The organism is Flavobacterium algicola (assembly GCF_022399565.1).
GTDB lineage: Bacteria > Bacteroidota > Bacteroidia > Flavobacteriales > Flavobacteriaceae > Flavobacterium > Flavobacterium algicola.
The window spans coordinates 1,384,364-1,400,799 of record NZ_JAJTUT010000001.1 but is presented as its reverse complement, the minus strand read 5'-3'; the positions used below and the strand labels follow the sequence as shown (position 1 = coordinate 1,400,799).

13 protein-coding genes are annotated in these 16,436 nt (G+C 33.4%); 9 read left to right on the top strand and 4 right to left on the bottom strand.

Features of this window, described 5'->3' with window-relative positions; translation table 11 throughout:
• Positions 1 to 9 precede the first annotated feature (9 nt).
• The 7 genes from LXH21_RS05970 to LXH21_RS05940 all read left to right on the top strand — a co-directional run bounded on the left by LXH21_RS05970 (position 10) and on the right by LXH21_RS05940 (position 11,563).
• On the top strand, positions 10 to 2,250 hold the full coding sequence (locus tag LXH21_RS05970) for a patatin-like phospholipase family protein (protein ID WP_317208781.1): 2,241 nt from the start codon (positions 10 to 12) through the stop codon (positions 2,248 to 2,250).
• 459 nt (positions 2,251 to 2,709) lie between these two features.
• Positions 2,710 to 3,483 carry a DUF3108 domain-containing protein gene (locus LXH21_RS05965; RefSeq protein ID WP_239863347.1) on the top strand — a complete coding sequence of 258 codons (774 nt, stop codon included), beginning with the start codon at positions 2,710 to 2,712 and terminating at the stop codon, positions 3,481 to 3,483.
• Positions 3,484 to 3,544: 61 nt separating this feature from the next.
• On the top strand, positions 3,545 to 4,768 hold the full coding sequence (locus LXH21_RS05960) for a peptidoglycan DD-metalloendopeptidase family protein (protein ID WP_239863346.1): 1,224 nt from the start codon (positions 3,545 to 3,547) through the stop codon (positions 4,766 to 4,768).
• 190 nt (positions 4,769 to 4,958) lie between these two features.
• Positions 4,959 to 6,602, top strand: a complete 1,644-nt coding sequence (gene pgi, locus LXH21_RS05955; RefSeq protein ID WP_239863345.1) for a glucose-6-phosphate isomerase — start codon at positions 4,959 to 4,961, stop codon at positions 6,600 to 6,602.
• 299 nt (positions 6,603 to 6,901) lie between these two features.
• Positions 6,902 to 10,186, top strand: a complete 3,285-nt coding sequence (locus LXH21_RS05950; protein ID WP_239863344.1) for a TonB-dependent receptor — start codon at positions 6,902 to 6,904, stop codon at positions 10,184 to 10,186.
• Positions 10,187 to 10,587: 401 nt separating this feature from the next.
• Positions 10,588 to 11,010: a hypothetical protein gene (locus tag LXH21_RS05945; RefSeq protein WP_239863343.1), complete on the top strand. Its 423-nt coding sequence runs from the start codon at positions 10,588 to 10,590 to the stop codon at positions 11,008 to 11,010.
• A gap of 82 nt (positions 11,011 to 11,092) precedes the next feature.
• On the top strand, positions 11,093 to 11,563 hold the full coding sequence (locus LXH21_RS05940) for a septal ring lytic transglycosylase RlpA family protein (protein WP_239863342.1): 471 nt from the start codon (positions 11,093 to 11,095) through the stop codon (positions 11,561 to 11,563).
• On the opposite strand, the gene LXH21_RS05935 is transcribed toward LXH21_RS05940, so the two are convergent.
• Complete coding sequence (locus LXH21_RS05935; protein ID WP_239863341.1) at positions 11,560 to 12,033, bottom strand: CYTH domain-containing protein; 474 nt, start codon at positions 12,031 to 12,033, stop codon at positions 11,560 to 11,562. The two genes, LXH21_RS05940 and LXH21_RS05935, sit on opposite strands and share 4 nt — an antisense overlap.
• 234 nt (positions 12,034 to 12,267) lie before the next feature.
• Between LXH21_RS05935 and dinB the strand changes: the two genes are divergently transcribed.
• On the top strand, positions 12,268 to 13,359 hold the full coding sequence (dinB, locus tag LXH21_RS05930; protein WP_239863340.1) for a DNA polymerase IV: 1,092 nt from the start codon (positions 12,268 to 12,270) through the stop codon (positions 13,357 to 13,359).
• A 56-nt stretch (positions 13,360 to 13,415) separates the two neighbouring features.
• On the opposite strand, the gene LXH21_RS05925 is transcribed toward dinB, so the two are convergent.
• The 3 genes from LXH21_RS05925 to LXH21_RS05915 all read right to left on the bottom strand — a co-directional run bounded on the left by LXH21_RS05925 (position 13,416) and on the right by LXH21_RS05915 (position 15,890).
• Positions 13,416 to 14,066, bottom strand: a complete 651-nt coding sequence (locus LXH21_RS05925) for an HD domain-containing protein (RefSeq protein ID WP_239863339.1) — start codon at positions 14,064 to 14,066, stop codon at positions 13,416 to 13,418.
• A 91-nt stretch (positions 14,067 to 14,157) separates the two neighbouring features.
• Positions 14,158 to 15,144, bottom strand: a complete 987-nt coding sequence (locus LXH21_RS05920; RefSeq protein ID WP_239863338.1) for an acyl-ACP desaturase — start codon at positions 15,142 to 15,144, stop codon at positions 14,158 to 14,160.
• Positions 15,145 to 15,155: 11 nt separating this feature from the next.
• On the bottom strand, positions 15,156 to 15,890 hold the full coding sequence (locus tag LXH21_RS05915) for a lysophospholipid acyltransferase family protein (RefSeq protein WP_239863337.1): 735 nt from the start codon (positions 15,888 to 15,890) through the stop codon (positions 15,156 to 15,158).
• A 125-nt stretch (positions 15,891 to 16,015) separates the two neighbouring features.
• On the opposite strand from LXH21_RS05915, the gene rnpA reads away from it, so the two are divergent.
• Entirely contained in the window at positions 16,016 to 16,396 is a 381-nt protein-coding gene (gene rnpA / locus LXH21_RS05910; protein ID WP_239863336.1) for a ribonuclease P protein component, read from the top strand.
• Positions 16,397 to 16,436: the final 40 nt, after the last annotated feature.

The window sequence follows — 16,436 nt, the reverse complement described above, 5'->3', positions numbered from 1 at the left end:
ATATTATCAATGCTATTTATTGAAACACAATTTTTATACATGCGTAAATCCATTTTAATCATTCTTATACTTCTTGCAACATTTAATATGAATGCACAAGAGCAAGAAAGGCCCAAGGTTGGTCTCGTATTAAGTGGTGGTGGAGCTAAGGGATTTGCACATATCGGTGTTTTAAAAGTACTAGAGGAAGCAGGTGTAAAAGTAGATTACATTGGTGGTACAAGTATGGGAGCAATTGTTGGTGGTCTTTATGCAGCAGGATACAATGCCAAACAATTGGATTCTATTTTTAACGACACCAACTTTGATGAGCTATTAAGTGACTATATCCCTCGTGCCTCAAAAAACTTTTATGAAAAAGGGAATGATGAACGTTATGCGCTCGTTTTGCCTTTTAATAAATTTAGAATAGGAATTCCAGAGGCTTTATCCAAAGGCCTTTACAATTTTAATTTATTGAGTAAACTAACTCGAAATGTAAAATACACAGAAGATTTCAATAATTTACCAACCCCTTTCTTATGTATAGGATCGAATATTGAAACTGGAAAACAAGTAATACTTGACAAAGGAAATTTAGCTCAAGCCATGCTTATTAGTGCTGCTTTCCCCTCACTGTTTTCTCCCATAGAACTAAATGGTGATTTATTGATTGATGGTGGTGTTACTAACAACTACCCTATTAACGAAATTAGAGCATTGGGTGCCGACATTATAATAGGTGTAGATGTGCAAGATGATTTATTGCGTAAAAAATCTTTGAATGATGCAACCAAGATATTGGTGCAAATCACTAATCTGCATTCGATAGAAACAATGAAGAACAATATAGAGCAAACAGATATCTATATAAAACCCAATATCAAAGATTATGGTGTAATTTCTTTTGACAAAGGAGCTGCCATCATTAGAAAAGGTGAAGAAGCGGCTTTCTCTGTTTATGAAAAATTGAAAGTATTGGCAGATACGACTGAAATTTATGTGAAACCACCATTAAAATTAGCATCTGAAAATCTTACGATACGCAATATTAATTGCAATGAGTTAAACAACTACACCAGCGAATACATAACTGGGAAACTACGTTTTAAAGCAGGTTCAAAAATAAATTACAAGCAACTCGAGCGAGGAATTAATAACATTGATGCCACGCATAATTTTAATAGTATTAACTATTACCTAACTGCAACCGAAGATTCTGACGCCGTAGACTTAAATTTAGTTCTAAGAGAAGAACCTATCAAGTCTTATTTGAAGTTTGGTTTGCATTATGATGAATTGTATAAGAGTGGTGTTTTAATAAATTTGACACAAAAAAAACGTTTCTTTAAGAATGATATCGCCTCTTTAGACCTAGTTCTAGGGGATAATGTTCGTTACAATTTTGATTATTATATTGAAAATGGCTATAATTTCAATATTGGTTTTAAATCGAATTTTAATCAATTTAATAGAAATATTACCAGTACGCCAGAAAATTATGACTTTGCATTTTTAAGTATGAATACGGTGAATATTGATTTTTGGGATTTGACCAATCAAATTTACTTTCAATCCCTATTTATTCAAAAATTTCTCGTAGGTGGCGGGTTAGAACTCAAACATTTGAATATTAAGTCAGAGACCATTAATAATAACGACCCAGTAATAGATAACAGTAATTACTTGAGTGCTTTTGGATATGCTAAATACGACAGTTTTGATGATAAGCATTTTCCATCAAAAGGATACAGCTTTTCTGGTGACGTACATACTTACCTAACTTCATCAGATTATACAAAAGCGTTTACTCCTTACACAATTGTAAAAGGTGAAATTGGCGCAGCCTTTACACTTTTTAATAATTTTACTGTCACTCTTAAAAACGAAGCTGGATTTTCTGCAGGTGATAAGAGTGTTCCTTTCTTGAATTTTGTGTTGGGTGGCTACGGTTTTAATCCTATTAACAATTTTAAACCATTTTATGGCTATGATTTCTTGAGTATTGCCGGAAATAGTTACATAAAAACAATGGGGAATATTGATTATGAATTTTACAAAAACAACCATTTTAATTTTTCTGCCAATTTTGCAAATGTTGGAAATAAAATATTTGAGAATATAAATGACTGGGTGTCAGTTCCAAAATACTCAGGCTATGCAGTAGGTTATGGTTTGGAAACAATTATTGGTCCTATAGAAATTAAGCATACATGGACACCAGATAACTCTGATGGTTACACTTGGATTAGCGTTGGATTTGTGTTTTAGACTATAAAACGTCAAAAATACAATTTAAACACAGTTTTTTATCGCAAAGCTTTAGGTCTATAATTATTAGGATAACAGAAATTATAGGTTTTTTTTATAATATGTAAAAAAATAACCGTTTTTATGAATCAACTTGATAAATCGTACCAAAATTATCATTTTTGATGCAAAATAATCAACGTTCTTACTTAACTTTGTAATCACAAAACGGAAGGGGTGGTTTCCTTCCTATTTGATATAAATTTCATAATTTATAGTTTTTTGGTTAGTTAATAGTATAAAAACTCAGTCATTATTTGACTGAGTTTTTATGTTTTAATATATTTGGAATAGAATTTGCATTCCAAGTCAATAAACAAGATTAAATTATGAAAAGCGTATTTACAAATAGTTGGATCTACAAACCCAACATAGTAGTACGAATTTCATAAGGCTGATAAAATATAAAGATATCTACCTATGAAAAAATTACTATTCTTATTACTCCTTATAACCACCTTTGGTTTTGATTCCGCAAAAGAAGACGCTTATGATACAGGCGAATGGTTTAAATTTAGAATACATTATGGTATTGTAAATGCAGGCTATGCAACGCTAGAAGTTCAAGACGCTGTCATGGACAATAAAAAAGTTTATAAAGTTGTAGGTAAAGGTTACACAACGGGAATGTCACGCTTTCTTTTTAAAGTTGATGACTTGTACGAAAGTTACATTGATAAAAATACTGGAAATCCTTATTTGTTCACTCGTAAAATAGATGAGGGTGGTTACACCAAAAACCAACAAGGTTTCTTTAATCAATCATCAAACAGAATAGTCGTTAAAGACTACAAGAACAAAAGCGAAAAAACATTTGTAATTCCGCACAACACACAAGACATACTTTCGTCTTTTTATTACCTAAGAAATCATCCTAGTATTGACAAATTGAAAGTTGGTGAATCAATTGCTATTGATATGTTTTTTGATGATGAAACCACCAAATTTAAGTTAAAGTACATTGGTCGTGAAGATATTAATACTAAATTTGGAATTGTTCCCTCTATGATTTTTCGTCCATTGGTACAATCTGGACGCGTTTTCAAGGAAGAAGAAAGCTTAACAGTTTGGATTTCTGATGATAATAATCGTCTTCCTGTTCGAATAAAAGCCAATCTTGCAGTAGGGTCAATTAAAGCCGATTTAGATGGTTTTAAAGGTTTGAAAAATCCTTTCAGGATCAAATCAAAATAGATATTAATTAGTTCTTTTAAACTACAAAAGCAGGTTTGAACCATAATAAAGAAACTCAAGTTTGAATAAAATAGTCTCCCTTATCATCGTACTAACAACATTAATCTCTTGCAATCAAACCGAAAAAAAGGTGGAGATTCAAAAAGTTACCAAACCAAAAAAAGAACATTCCGATTTCGGTTTTAATTTTTCCGACTACAATGTTATCCAAGACACCGTTAGAAAAGGAGATACTTTTGGTACCATTATCGAAAAACAAAATATAGGTGATCGCAAAATCCACGACATTGTACAAGCTGTAAAAGACACTTTTGATGTTCGTGTTATTCGTCCAAACAAAGCGTTTACAATGTTTCGATCTAAAAATAAAACCAATAAACTGGAGGTTTTTGTGTACCAACCTGATGCATTAAATTATTATATTTTTGATTTTAGAGATTCTCTTGTGGTGGCTCATAAAAAAACGAGACCAATCACCATTCGAGAAAAAATAATTGGGGGCGTTTTAAAAGGCTCTTTATCTGAAACATTGGACAAAGCAAATGTTTCTACAGGATTAGCCAGTCAAATAACTAAAGTATATTCTTGGACAATTGACTTCTTTAAATTAAAAAAAGGAGACCGTTTTGGAATTGTCTTTACAGAGCGATTTGTAAATGATTCTATTTACAATGGTGTGGACGAGTTAAAAGGAATGTTTTTTGAATATAAAGGTAAAATCAAATATGCTTTCCCATTTGTCAAAGACATCTCTACTGGAAAAGTAGAATACTACGACGAGGAAGGAAAAACTTTGAAGAATTTATTTTTAAAGACCCCAATCAAGTTCAGCCGCATCTCTTCCCGCTTTTCTGGTAGCCGTTTTCACCCCGTACAACACCGCTGGAAAGCGCATAAAGGAACCGATTATGCAGCACCAACAGGAACACCAATTACCACAACTGCAGCAGGTGTAGTAGAGATGACGGGGTATACTGCAGGAAACGGAAATTACGTAAAAGTAAAACATAACAGTACCTATTCTACGCAATACCTGCATATGTCAAAAATCTTGGTCCGTCGTGGTCAAAGTGTATCGCAAGGACAAGTGATTGGAAAAGTAGGTAGTACGGGACTAGCAACGGGACCGCACGTATGTTACCGATTTTGGAAAAATGGCGTACAAGTAGATGCTCTAAAACTAAACTTACCTTCAGGAGAACCGATGACTGGATCTGATAAATCAAGATACTTACAAACCATTAAACCTATTAGAAGAGAATTAGATAGTATAGGGAATTTGTAACTTGCAAAGAAATAATAGCAAATCAACAATCATAAAATGAGAATCATCATCACTAGATAATGATTCTCATTTTTTATTATGATTCATTTGAGCAAGATTAAAATATATTTTTTAATCAAAAACCCACATTCATTTAAAATGATTTTCAGTATTTTTACAATAATAATAAAAAACTTGAACTAAAAATAAAATGGCTTTACAAACGACCAATCCTACAAAAACCCAAGCATGGAGCAAACTTCAAAAACATTTTGAGGCAATCAAAAATGTTCCAATGCAAGAAATGTTCAAAGAAGACACAGCTAGAACAGAAAAATTCAACATACAGTGGAATAATTTCTTAATCGATTATTCTAAAAATAATATAAGTCAAGATACGATTGCTTTACTGTTAGAGTTAGCAAACGAAATGGGACTAAAAGATGCCATTGCAGATTATTTTAGTGGTGCCATTATTAATAAAACAGAAAATAGAGCCGTACTTCATACTGCATTAAGAGCCAAAGAAACTGAGGTTGTGAATGTAAATGGAGTGAACGTGATTCCGGAAGTATATGAAGTAAAAGCGAAAATTAAAGCATTTACAAATGAAGTAGTATCTGGCCAACGTACAGGATACACTGGCAAAGTATTTACAGATGTAGTCAATATTGGTATTGGAGGATCTGATCTTGGACCTGCAATGGTTGTAGAAGCTTTACAATTCTATAAAAATGATTTAAATGTTCATTTTGTATCCAATGTTGATGGTGATCATGTAAATGAGATTATAAAAAAATTAAATCCTGAAACAACTCTATTTGTAATCGTATCAAAAACGTTTACAACACAAGAAACTTTGACAAATTCAGAAACCATTAGAAAATGGTTTTTAACTGCTGCAAAGCAAGAAGATGTTGCGAAACACTTTGTCGCTGTATCAACAAATATGCAAAAAGTTACTGAATTCGGAATTAATCCAGACAACGTTTTTCCGATGTGGGATTGGGTTGGAGGACGTTTCTCATTATGGAGTGCAGTGGGTTTAACTATTAGTCTAGCTGTAGGTTATGATAACTATGAGCAATTGCTCGAAGGTGCAAATGACATGGATACTCACTTTAAGTCCTCTGAATTTGATCAAAATATCCCTGTCATCTTGGGAATGTTAAGTGTTTGGTATAATAATTTCTTTGGAGCAGAGAGCGAAGCTTTGATTCCATATACGCAATACTTACAAAAACTAGCACCTTATTTACAGCAAGGGACTATGGAGAGTAATGGTAAAAGCGTTGGACGCGATGGAAAACCAGTAGATTACCAAACAGGAACCATCATATGGGGTGAGCCAGGAACCAATGCACAACATGCTTTTTTTCAATTAATTCATCAAGGGACAAAATTAATACCATCCGATTTTATTGGGTATGTAAAACCTCTTTATGGAGACCAAGACCATCATGATAAGTTGATGTCTAATTATTTTGCCCAAACTGAAGCACTTTTACATGGGAAAACAGCGCCTCAAGTACAAGCTGAATTCGACAAACAAGGCTTAGATGCTGAAACTGCAGCATACCTCCTTCCTTTCAAAGTGTTTACTGGTAATAAACCTACCAATACTATATTGATCGAAAAATTATCTCCAAGAACTCTTGGATCTTTAATTGCAATGTATGAGCATAAAATATTTGTACAAGGAATTATCTGGAATATATTTAGCTTTGATCAATGGGGAGTTGAGTTAGGAAAACAACTAGCCAATTCTATTTTATCAGAAATCAACACGAAAACAGTAAAGGAACACGATAGTTCTACTTCATTCCTATTAAATTACTTTTTAAATAATAAATAACAGTTATTTATATGTTTATAAAAGGCACTGAATTTTAAAATTCAGTGCCTTTTGTGTTTAAAAATAGCTTTTTGCTATTTTTAACAGTTTTTTTTCAATGTTAAAAATTAATTTAATTATTGATTTGATAAAAAAAGATCAGCAGTATTTCGATAAGTGTTATTATTTAGAGATCATAATGACAAATTCATTATAATTTAGAAGTGATCTTCTGATCTCAAATTTATTAACGTTATGATAACATATCCTAATTGAAATGTTATAATTTTGCCAATATTTTTAAACTCAAAATCAAATCAATGAAAAAAATTAATCAGTTTTTATTGCTGACTGTAGCTTTCTTATTTGCTACAGTTTCGATAGCTCAAGTAACTTCATCAAGTATGAATGGTCGAGTTACAGACGCAGTGGGACCTCTTGTTGGTGTAACAGTGGTTGCAACACATACTCCCTCTGGAACTACCTACGGAAGCGTTACCAATGGTGAAGGTTATTTCAACTTACCAGGTATGCGTGTTGGTGGTCCTTACAGTGTGGAAGTATCTTACATGGGTTATGGAAAAAACGTAACTAATAATATTATGATTAGACTGGGTGCACCTTATGCTCATAATGTAGTTTTAAGTGAAGAAAATGTTTCCTTAGATCAAGTAATTATTTCTACAAAGAGAACAAAGTTTGCAGCAGATAAAACAGGTGCAACAACAAATATCTCTAATGAGCAGTTAATTGCCATGCCTACGATTAATAGAAGTATTAGCGATATTGCTCGTCTTTCTCCATATGCAAATGGAATGAGTCTAGCGGGTGGTGACGGTCGTTCAACTAACTTTACAATAGATGGTGCTAACTTTAATAATAACTTTGGATTAAGCTCTAATCTGCCAGGTGGAGGAAGCCCAATTTCATTAGACGCTATTGAAGAAATTCAAGTAGTGATTGCCCCTTTTGATGTTCGCCAGTCAAATTTTATTGGTGGAGGTATAAATGCGATTACTAAATCTGGAACTAACAAGTTCAAAGGTACCGCTTATACTTATTTAACGAACCAAGATATGCGAGGTAATAAAGTTGGTGATGTTGATTTTGGAGTACGTCCAGAATCGTCAACAAAAACTTATGGTGCGACATTTGGAGGTCCAATTATTAAAAATAAATTATTCTTTTTCGTTAATGCAGAATCTATAGTTCGTCCAGGACAAGTTGTTACGTATAGACCTTCAGAAAATGGTGTTGCCAACCTAGATTTGTCTCTTTCACGCACAAGTATTGCAGATATGGAAAGAGTAAAACAGCATTTAATTACTAACTATGGTTATGATCCAGGTTCGTATAGTGATTATCCTGCAGATGAAACAAATAAAAAACTTCTTGTTCGTGTGGATTGGAACATCAATAACGCAAACAAATTTAGTGTGCGATATAACCACACTAAAAACCAAGGTTGGAATTCTACAAATGGAAATTCTACTGATGCTGGTTTCCGTAACACTACTATGGACCGTATTTCACAATACTCAATGGCATTTTCTAATTCTACCTATTCTGTAGATAACATTGTAAATTCCTTATCATTTGATTTAAATAGTAGAATTTCAGATAAATTGTCAAACCAACTTCTTGTTACAACTTCAAAAATACAAGATGCGCGTGGTTCAGATTCTTCTCCATTTCCATTTATTGATATTATGAATGGTAAAACAGCAACAGGAAATCAAGTTCTTGAGCCTTATATTTCTGCAGGTTATGAACTATTTACTTGGAACAATGCTGTTAATAATAACACATTCACAGTTACAGATAATTTGACTTACTACCTAGACAAACATAAAATTACAGGCGGGTTTAGTTTTGAACATCAGTTAGCAAATAACTCCTACATGAGAAATGGAACTGGATATTATCGCTACGCTAGTATTGATGATTTTCTTAATCAAGCTGCTCCAAGAGATTTTGCTCTTACTTATGGTTATAATGGTGAAAAAAATCCAACTGCTGAAGTTGCTTTCAACCAATTTGGATTTTATGCACAAGATGAGTGGAGTATTAATCCTAAATTTAAATTATCTTACGGAATACGTGCAGATTATTTAAAGTATGAAGATAATATCTTGACAAATAATGCAATAGCTGCATTAGATTTTGGTGGAAGAAGCATTGACACAGGTAAATGGCCAGAAGCAAATGTTCAATTCTCTCCAAGAGTTGGTTTCTCATGGGACATAAAAGGTGATCAAACGATGAAACTTCGTGGAGGAACTGGTATTTTCTCTGGAAGATTACCATTAGTGTTCTTTACCAATATGCCAACAAATTCAGGTATGGTGCAAGGTAGTTATACTGCTACAACTACATACAACGCAGATGGTTCTGTAAAAACAGTTAACCCTGCTCTAGCAAGCTTAGCTGGTCCTATGATTACAGATGTAAATGAAATGATTTCAAGGTTGAATTTACCAAATACGATCACACCTGCCGATGGAGTTCTGCCAAGTCAAATAAATAGTGTTGACCCAAATTTCAAAATGCCGCAAGTATGGAAATCTTCTTTAGCTTTTGATTATGAAGTTCCAGTTTCTTTCCCATTTTCACTTACAGTAGAAGGAATATATACGAAAAACTTAAATGGTGTAATGCTTAAAAATTATAACCTAAAACAACCAGATGATACATGGCAACGTTTTTCAGGTTCTGATGATAGATATATTTACCCAACTAAGGCTAATTATACATATACTGCAAAAGATGCCTATGTTTTATCAAACACAGATGAAGGCTGGGGTGCAATAGGAAATATTACACTTAACGCAGAGCCAGTAGAAAATTTAAAATTAATGGCGGCCTACACTTATACAGAATCACAAGAAATTTCTGGTATGCCAGGTAGTAATGCAGGATCTGCATATACAGGATTGTATACAATTAATGGACCCCATTTGCCAGAGCTTCAACGTTCTCAGTATGTGGTACCAAACAGAGTAATAGGATCGGCTGGTTATAGACTTCCTTGGTCAAATAATTTATTAAAATCTTCTACGTTTGTCAATGTATTCTATACAGGGTACTCTCCAAATGGATATAGCTTTACTTATTCAAATGATATGAATGGTGATGGTATTGCAACAGATTTAATTTATATTCCAAAAGCTAAAGGGGATATTAAATTCACCACTACTGCTGATGAAGATGCATTCTTTAATTTTATGGAACAAGATAGCTATTTGAAAGCGAATAAAGGTAAATACGCTGAAGCTAATGCAGCTCGTAGCCCTTGGGTGAATAGTTTTGACTTAAGATTGGTACGTGAGTATTATTTTAAAGTAGCTGGAAGAAATAATACTTTACAATTTACTATGGATTTCATAAACGTAGGGAATATTTTAAACTCAGAATGGGGTGTACAAAAAAATAACAACATCTCAGGTAATGGTAGAATATTAAAATATGATGGTAAAGATGCTAGTAATACTCCTTCTTATTCCTTTAATAAAGTTAGTGGTAGCTATCCTGTTACAACATATGATTACAACCGCAACTATGCTCAAACTTGGAAACTTCAATTGGGGGCTAAGTATTCTTTCTAAACTAAAGAATTTTGCTAGATTTAATTTGGATTTTCGAATGTAAATTACTTTCTAAATAAATCAAAACCGCTTCAAACGAAGCGGTTTTTTTTTACGTTAATTATTTTTTGAATAAAGCATTAAAGAAGGACCAGCATAAGAAGGACTTATCTTGTATATTTTTAGTTTTGTTCAATAGGTGTTACGTTAGTAAAACAAATGGTGAATTCTATTTTATTACAGATAAATTCGAAGACAGTGCAAGAACATGAGGGTTCTACATCTTTTTTACTAAATTACTTTCTTGAGAATAAGTAGTAACAATGTAGCTAGTAGATTTGAAAAGGCTTAACGTTTATGAAGCGTTAAGCCTTTTTTTTATGGCTTTTTTGCTTATATTTGTTTTAAAAAAATAATCATTTATGTACAATATCATTAAAGAATTGCATTCTGGCTGGGCTTATTTAGCTCTGTTTTTGTTGGTTTTAGCGGTAGTCAATTCGGCTATTGGTTTATTTTCTAAAAAAGAATTTACCCCTTGGGATAGAAAAGTTGGTATCATGGCTTTGATAGGAACACATACCCAATTGCTTATTGGCTTGGTATTGTACTTTGTTTCTCCTTTAGGTTTTTCTTCTTTAGGTCAAATGTCAGACAAAGTATTACGTATGACTTCTCTAGAGCATCCACTAATTAATATTATTGCTATCACATTAATAACAATAGGTTGGTCAAAGCACAAAAAATTGATTACAAGCGAATCTAAATTTAAAACTTTTTCTATTTTCTACGGACTAGGTTTATTGCTTATCTTAAGTAGAATACCATGGAATTTGTGGAAATAAAATAGATTAAACTTCGTTTTTTTTGAAGTTTTAATCTCTAGGTATGGTTTTTGCAAAAAGGATCACAATTAAAAAAGTTAAAATGAGAAAATCGATTACACTATTTTTTTTAATAACAATTATAGGATTTGCTTTTAGTAGAACTCCAATAATCGACAAACTAAGATCTTCCTTCCAAAAATCCAATCCTACTAAAGACACTATAAAATCTTCTAAAGACAGTGTGCGTCAAGAACCACGCTTAAAGCTTAAGTTTTTTAAAAAAGATGCCAATGCCTCCTATTACCACGATAAGTTTAATGGGAGGCGCACGGCAAGTGGAGAAAAATTTGACAATAACTCCTATACTGCAGCACATCGTAAATTTCCGTTTGGTACCAAATTAAAAGTAACCAATCAAGCAAGTGGTAAATCTATCATTGTAGAGGTTACCGATAGAGGTCCGTTCTCTAGAGGTCGCGAATTAGACCTTACAAGAAGAGGATTTATGGAAATCGCCAAAAATAAAGGAATCGGTATCATGGTAGTAACCATCGAAGAGGTTCTCAACTAAATAGTCCACGATTTAAACGGATTTTTACTCAAATAAGAGTTGTAAAAGCGAGGATCCGTAGTGACTTCTTCTCCCAACCAAAGAGGTTTTTCAAAGGTCTCTGCTTCCGATTGTAATTCAATTTCTGCCATAACTAGCCCTTCATTTTCTCCATAAAACTCATCAATTTCAAAGATTTTATCTTTCAACTTGACTTCATATCGAGTTTTATCAATAATACCTTTTTCACACAACAAAAGTAATTTTTCGGCTTCTTCGACTGGAATTTCTTTTTCCCATTCAAAACGTGACATTCCAGATTCACTTGAAGCTCCTTTTATCGTCAAGAATGCACAATCTCCTTTCGTACGCACTCTAACTGTTCTTTCGGGAACGGAGCTCAAATAACCTTGTTTAATTCTCTTTTCAGAAAATGCTTCTGCTTTATAAGCTTCAGAGGTAACCAAAAATTTACGTTCTATTTCTATCATAATTTTGAGTATCATTATTGAGGAGCTAAATCCAGCTGTTCGCTTTAGCCCTCAGTTTAAAAGTTTTTTTATTTGTTCGCTGTAGGAGCTTCTATTAGTCGCTCTACCTCTCCCATAAAAAATAACTTTTCGCCATCGGGACTACCGCTGCCATCTGGGCTATTTCACTTTCAAAAGTAAATTATTTTTATAACATTTTTACAACTCAATGTAAATCATGCCTAAATTTGTAACATGGAAGAACCACTTCTCAATAGAAAAATTATACACATTGATATGGATGCTTTCTATGCATCTGTAGAACAATTGGATAACCCCGAATTGAGAGGTAAGGCGATTGCTGTTGGTGGATCTGAAAACCGAGGTGTGGTTGCCGCAGCTAGTTATGAAGCTCGAAAATTTGGAGTGCGATCTGCAATAAGCGGTATCCAAGCAAAAAAGAACTGTCCCGAATTAATTTTCGTTCGACCCCGTTTTGAGCGTTACAAAGAAATTTCGAAAAAAATACAAGCTATATTTAAAGAATATACCGATATCATCGAACCGCTTTCTCTAGATGAAGCCTACCTTGATGTTACTCAAAACAAAAAAGGAAATCCAAGTGCCAGCAATTTGGCCGAAGAAATTCGCAGCCGAATTTTTAACGAATTGGGTTTAACGGCTTCTGCAGGTATTTCGACAAACAAATTTGTAGCAAAGATTGCCAGTGACTACAACAAACCCAATGGTCAAAAAACAGTCAAACCCGACGAAATAGAAGCTTTTTTGGAAAACTTAGCGATTCGTAAATTTTATGGGGTTGGAAAAGTTACAACTGAAAAAATGTATCAGTTGGGTATTTTTACTGGGACTGACTTAAAATCAAAATCGATCGAGTTTCTAGAAAAGCATTTTGGTAAATCAGGCAGCTTCTATTACAATGTTGTTCGAGGCATCCATAACAGTCCCGTAAAATCTGATCGAATTTCTAAATCAGTTGCCGCAGAACATACTTTCGATACCAACCTTTCTTCAGAAATTTTCATGTTAGAACAATTGCAAGGTATTGCCACTACACTTGAAGGCAGGTTAAAAAAAAACAATGTTTCTGGAAAAACAGTAACATTGAAAATTAAGTACAGTGATTTTAGTCAGCAGACCCGTTCTAAGACTTTACCTTATTACATTGCAGACAAAGGTTTAATTATGGAAACTATTCAAGAACTGCTTTACCAAGAGCGTATGAAAAATTCTGTACGCTTATTAGGAATTTCAATGAGCAACCTCAACACAGAGACTACAGAGAAAAAAGAAGTGGTAGCTGTACAATTAAAATTTAAATTTTAACTATACTGCTACCACTTAGTATTTCAGCATGTTTTGACTTTTATAATTTCAAGGCATTATAATTCACCTTCCCATTCTGCATAAAATTGAGAAAGAAATCCTTGCATGTATTCGTGTCTCTGCGTAGCAATTTTAGTCCCAGAAGCAGTATTCATAGTGTCCTTTAACAATAATAATTTTTCATAAAAATGATTAATTGTAGGCGCCGTAGTATTTTTATACTCTTCTTTTGTCATATTCATTTTAGGATCAATAGACGGGTCGTACATGGCTCTATTCTTAAATCCCCCATAGTTAAATGCTCTCGCGATTCCGATAGCTCCTATGGCATCTAGACGGTCTGCATCTTGAACAACAGCCAACTCTTTTGAACTGAACTTTTTATCAAAGTTTCCTCCTTTAAAAGAAATATTTTCAATGATTGCAATAACATGAGCGATTGTCGCTTCATCTACCTCTTGCGCCTCCAAAAATAGTCTAGCAGTCTTTGGTCCTACTGTCTCGTCACCTCCATGAAATTTACTATCAGCGATGTCGTGCAACAATGCACCCAATTTTACCACAGTTAGATCGCATTCTTCCTCTTGCGCAATTAATAGTGTATTTCGATAAACTCTTTCAATGTGAAACCAGTCGTGACCACCTTCAGCACCTTCCAACTTTTCTTTTACAAAAGTGATTGTATTATTTATTAAATCTAAACTCATTTCTTAAATATCTTATTTTATACAAAATGCTGATTTTAAAGTTTTAAAAAACTTAAAAATCAGCATTTCAATTATTCCAGCGATAGGATTATTACAGTCTTGCTGGCTCTACCCATTTAAAGATGTGTGATTCTTTTGGTATAACGATTCTCTCTGAGATCTTGGCCATTCTACCTGGTAATTTCATTAGGTAATCACGTGCTTTCTCAGCTTCATCTGTCAAACCAACCATTTTATCAATTTCCCACTTCACAATTAATTTTTGCATGATGTCTACATAGTCATTGGCTGTGTAAACTCCGATACGTTGTGCAGAATCTGAAAATTGTTCAAAAGCAGAACCAATCTTTTGTCCTGATTCTCTTAAGAAATGTGCAGGCATAACAATCTTAGCTTTCATCATGTATTGAAAAGCTAGCATCATTTCGCTTGGGTCTACCTTAAAAATTTCGGTAACAAAATGGCTATAAGCATGATGGTGACGCATTTCATCTCCAGCAATCATCTTACACATTTTAGCTAATTTTTTATCTCCATATCCTTTCGCTAATTGCGAAACTCTATTGTGCGACACATAAGTTGCTAATTCTTGAAAACTAGTATAGACAAAGTTTTTATAAGGATCTCTACCTGTTCCGATATCAAAACCATCGTTGATCAAATGTTGAGAAGTCATCTCTACCTCGCGCATATTTACACGACCAGATAAGTAAATGTATTTGTTCAATAAGTCACCGTGACGATTTTCTTCACCAGTCCATTGGCGTACCCATTTTGCCCAACTATTGCGCTCAAGATTGTCTACTCCTTCAACTTCCATCAACCAGTTTTCATAAGTTGGTAAAGCTTCCTCAGTAATCATATCTCCTACCATAGCAACCCAAAAGTCATAAGGTAAATCCTTTGATATTTCACGTAATTCTTTTACCTCTTCTAGAAAATTATCACTTTCAGAATTGGGTAAAAAATCAGATGGCTGCCAAATTTCTTCTACAGGAATTAGATATTGGTCAACGAAGCTGTCCACCCTCTTCTCTAAAAACTGCATTACTTCTAATCTAATATTTTTTATTGACATTGTGTATTATTTTAAAATTGTATATCTTTTTTAACCGCGATTTCTGCTTTGTATATTAGTTCTTCAAAAGTAAAGTCACTTACTTTTAATGGGGTTTGAATAGTGAATCGCAAACTATTACCCAAACCAACCGGGAAAAATCCGTAACGAACCATTTTCCAAGAATTATTAATCGTTATAGGAACCACATAGGCCGATGGTGCATATTTACATAATATTTTAAAACCACTTTGAGCAAACTCTTTGGGTTCACCCGTTTTGCTTCTTGTACCTTCTGGAAATATAACGGCTGTTCGGTTATGCTTCTCGATATACTGCGACAAACCTTTGATCAAGGGAATAGCTTGCTTAGGGTCTTTTCTATCAATGAGCACAGAGCCTCCGTGTCTTAAGTTGAAAGAAACACTTGGGATTCCGCTACCCAATTCTTTCTTACTTACAAATTTACAATGAAAACGTCTCAAAAACCAAATCATTGCTATAATATCATACATACTTTGATGATTTGCCACAAAAATCAAAGGAACTCCTGTAGGAATGATCGCTTTATTCTCAACTTTATAAGTCGTTCCTACTAAGTTAGTGCATTTTAATAGAAAAAAGTTCAAATAATCAACACTTATTTTATGCGCTTGATATCCGAAAAAACGAAAACATACCCATTGTATGGGATGAAAAACCAATAAAGTAAGACCAAACAACAAGTAATAAATTACTGAAATTGGATAGGATATTAACTTTTGCATGCTTAAAAAATTAGCTGCAAAAGTAGCAAATAAATTTTTAGTGCTATTTAATTCCTAAACAATATTAGATTTACGCTTTAATTGTACCTTTACACCCTAAAATACTAGCGTTTTCCAACAAAAATATGAAGTTTAATTACCCTAAAGAAGAGAAACTCAAGAGCAAAATTAAAATTGGATTGTTATTTTCTGATGGTAAATCTGTTGCAAAATATCCCTTACGAATGGTCTATTACACAGGAGCGGTTGGTGAGGATTCTAGAACTCAAATTGGAGTTTCTGTTTCCAAGAAAAATTTTAAAAAAGCAGTTGACCGTAATTATTACAAAAGACTGCTTCGAGAAGCCTATCGCCTCAACAAGCATTTACTTTTAGAAAATTTAGACCAACCTTATTCTTTTATGCTGTTTTACCAAACCAAAGATCGCTTGAACTTTGAAGAGGTTAATACCAAAATGATCCAATTATTTGAGAAATTTTTGTTGCAAACAAAAAAAACAGATTAACTATTCTTTTTTTGTATTTTTAGCCTGCACTATTTATAAT

Bases quoted from the DNA above. Each gene is read 5' to 3' on its own strand.
- LXH21_RS05970 (WP_317208781.1), top strand. From the start codon at position 10: ATGCTATTTATTGAAACACAATTTTTATACATGCGTAAATCCATTTTA.
- LXH21_RS05965 (WP_239863347.1), top strand. From the start codon at position 2,710: ATGAAAAAATTACTATTCTTATTACTCCTTATAACCACCTTTGGTTTT.
- pgi (WP_239863345.1), top strand. From the start codon at position 4,959: ATGGCTTTACAAACGACCAATCCTACAAAAACCCAAGCATGGAGCAAA.
- LXH21_RS05950 (WP_239863344.1), top strand. From the start codon at position 6,902: ATGAAAAAAATTAATCAGTTTTTATTGCTGACTGTAGCTTTCTTATTT.
- LXH21_RS05945 (WP_239863343.1), top strand. From the start codon at position 10,588: ATGTACAATATCATTAAAGAATTGCATTCTGGCTGGGCTTATTTAGCT.
- LXH21_RS05940 (WP_239863342.1), top strand. From the start codon at position 11,093: ATGAGAAAATCGATTACACTATTTTTTTTAATAACAATTATAGGATTT.
- LXH21_RS05935 (WP_239863341.1), bottom strand. From the start codon at position 12,033: ATGATAGAAATAGAACGTAAATTTTTGGTTACCTCTGAAGCTTATAAA.
- dinB (WP_239863340.1), top strand. From the start codon at position 12,268: ATGGAAGAACCACTTCTCAATAGAAAAATTATACACATTGATATGGAT.
- LXH21_RS05925 (WP_239863339.1), bottom strand. From the start codon at position 14,066: ATGAGTTTAGATTTAATAAATAATACAATCACTTTTGTAAAAGAAAAG.
- LXH21_RS05920 (WP_239863338.1), bottom strand. From the start codon at position 15,144: ATGTCAATAAAAAATATTAGATTAGAAGTAATGCAGTTTTTAGAGAAG.
- LXH21_RS05915 (WP_239863337.1), bottom strand. From the start codon at position 15,890: ATGCAAAAGTTAATATCCTATCCAATTTCAGTAATTTATTACTTGTTG.
- rnpA (WP_239863336.1), top strand. From the start codon at position 16,016: ATGAAGTTTAATTACCCTAAAGAAGAGAAACTCAAGAGCAAAATTAAA.